The organism is Cetobacterium sp. ZOR0034, from assembly GCF_000799075.1.
GTDB lineage: Bacteria > Fusobacteriota > Fusobacteriia > Fusobacteriales > Fusobacteriaceae > Cetobacterium_A.
In genome coordinates, this window is record NZ_JTLI01000091.1 from 1 (window position 1) to 2160 (window position 2160).

At 28.7% G+C, this 2160-nt stretch carries 3 protein-coding genes; 2 read left to right on the forward strand and 1 reads right to left on the reverse strand.

The genetic code is table 11. From position 1 onward, the window contains the following. Positions 1–790: transposase zinc-binding domain-containing protein (locus tag L992_RS12300; RefSeq protein WP_197053438.1), on the reverse strand; the 790-nt coding region annotated here is incomplete at its 3' end. A gap of 148 nt (positions 791–938) precedes the next feature. Between L992_RS12300 and L992_RS12305 the strand changes: the two genes are divergently transcribed. Both L992_RS12305 and L992_RS12310 read left to right on the forward strand, forming a co-directional pair. Beyond that, a complete protein-coding gene (locus L992_RS12305; RefSeq protein ID WP_047383442.1) occupies positions 939–1457 on the forward strand; it encodes a YeeE/YedE thiosulfate transporter family protein in 519 nt (172 codons plus the stop codon). Between the two features lie 2 nt (positions 1458–1459). Continuing rightward, the gene (locus L992_RS12310) at positions 1460–2035 is read left to right on the forward strand and encodes a YeeE/YedE thiosulfate transporter family protein (RefSeq protein WP_047383443.1); all 576 of its coding nucleotides are present in this window, start codon (positions 1460–1462) and stop codon (positions 2033–2035) included. Positions 2036–2160: the final 125 nt, after the last annotated feature.

Consider the following 2160-nt stretch of genomic DNA (forward strand, 5'->3'; position numbering starts at 1 on the left):
TATTAGTTATTCTATATTCGGCGATAGCTGGACGCGCTAAATATCTCCCTATGTATTTAGCAATTTCAAAAATATTATTAATTTTTTTATCTGAATTAACATAAAAGCCAGTTTTGTATTTATGATAACAAAGTGAAATTTTATTCTTTAAATTTCTGTTATTATTGAGTTTAGCATATTGAGCAATGATATCTAATGTACATTTTTGCCAAGATTTTCTAAGAACTTGATAAGGCATGGTTTTAATATTTTTCCATTTTTGATTTTTATCGTATCCTCCAAAAGTAAAGATACAGTGGACATGAGGATTCCAATCAAGGTTTCTAGAGAAAGTGTGAATGTTAATGATTACACCGAATGAATGAATACCAAGCTTTTTAAAAGAATACTTAAGAGATTGGTGAGCTGCATTTGCTAAATCAGCAAGTTTGTGACGATTGTAAAAAAAGAAGTTTCTACAAAAACCATCAGGTAAAGAAAATGTCGCATGAATGTGCTCAACATCAAGTAGTTCATCCTTAAGTTTAAGTGCCCAACTTTCAGCATATATTTTTCCACAAGAAGAACAAAATCTAGATTTACAAGAGAAACCGACAATATGCATATGCGAGCACGCAGTGCACTTAAAAGCAGTGTATCCTCGCGAAATATCACCACAATCTAAAAATTTGGAAACGTTATTCCAGATAGAAGAGTGAAGATTTTTAGGGAATTTATGTTTAATATTATCCCAGATTTGATGGAAATGATTTTCAAAAATATATTTTAAAGGTTTAGTATTTTTATTCATATTGATATTATACAACGTTATGAAGGGAAAAGAAAAGCAGCTCACGTCATTTTGTGAGCTGCTATTTTTTATATAAATTATAAAAAAGAAAAAATAATTTTTTTCCGAATAAAAAGTTACAGATAAAGTTCTATAGAGGAGGAAAAATATGAAAAACAAATGGATTTTAAAAGGTATTGTTTTAGGTTCAGTTTTTTTTATATCTTTATTTTTGATTAAACCAATTGGAATTTCAACCCAGTTTAGTGTTTTATCTGGAATGATGCAAACATCTTTTCAAGAAGATATAGTTTTCAGAGCTGGAAAAGATTTTTATAGTACTGTGGAGTATTATAATCAAGACGGTATAGCCAAAAGTATTGCTGTTCCATATAATTTTGGTTTAATTTTTGCTTTGGGTATATTTTTAGGAGGTATGCTCGGGAAGATATTTTTTAGAAAAAATAAAGATTTTATAGAGTTGACTAATCTTTTAGAAAAAGATGATATCTCAAGAATTAAGCTTTTTATAGGTGGAGTTTTATTGCTTTTTGGAGCAAGAATGGCAGGTGGATGTACAAGTGGGCATATGATGAGTGGAGTTATGCAACTTGCAATAAGTAGTATAATTTTCACTGTTATTCTTTTTCCGGTGGCTATATTAATTGCCAAAAAGGTAGGTGAGTAAAAATGAAACATTTGATTTTAGGAAACGTACCTTTTTTAGGTTTAATTCTTGGAATTCTATTTGGACTAGGACTTTATTATGCTGGAGCTACAAATAGAGTTGTAATTAGAAATATGCTTAACTTAAAAGATTTAACACTTATGAAAATTATTATATTTGCTATCGGTTGGGGTATGAGTTTAACATATTTAGGAGTGGCTTTTGATTTTATAGACTTAGGTCATTTTAGTATAAAAACTATGAACTTAGGTGTAATTTTGGGTAGTTTTATTTTAGCTTTCGGTTTTGGACTGATAGGACTTTGCCCAGGAACAGCTATAGCCAGTTTTGGAGCTGGATATTTAAAAAGTATTTATGTTATTCTTGGTGGTTTAGTCGGTGCATTTTTATTTACATCATTGTATCCCGTATTTAAAAGTATCGGACTTTTTGAAAATGTTCTTGGTGGCAAAACAACCTTGATATTTTTAAGTGATAATTATAATTTTATATTTCATTCAACTCCTTGGGTGGGAGTTATCATTGGAATAGTCTTGATGTTTATTTCTTTAATGATTCCACATTCGATTAAAAATTAAAAAATATAATAGAGATATAACAAAAAGAGATAAGATTAAAATCTTATCTCTTTTTTATTATATAAGGAAACTATAGAAAAAATTTATCCAAAAAATATTGAAAAATTTGAACTCAAGGAGTAAAA

What these genes read in the sequence shown, in the direction of transcription:
- L992_RS12305 (WP_047383442.1), top strand. Translation starts at nt 939, where the DNA reads ATGAAAAACAAATGGATTTTAAAAGGTATTGTTTTAGGTTCAGTTTTT.
- L992_RS12310 (WP_047383443.1), top strand. Translation starts at nt 1,460, where the DNA reads ATGAAACATTTGATTTTAGGAAACGTACCTTTTTTAGGTTTAATTCTT.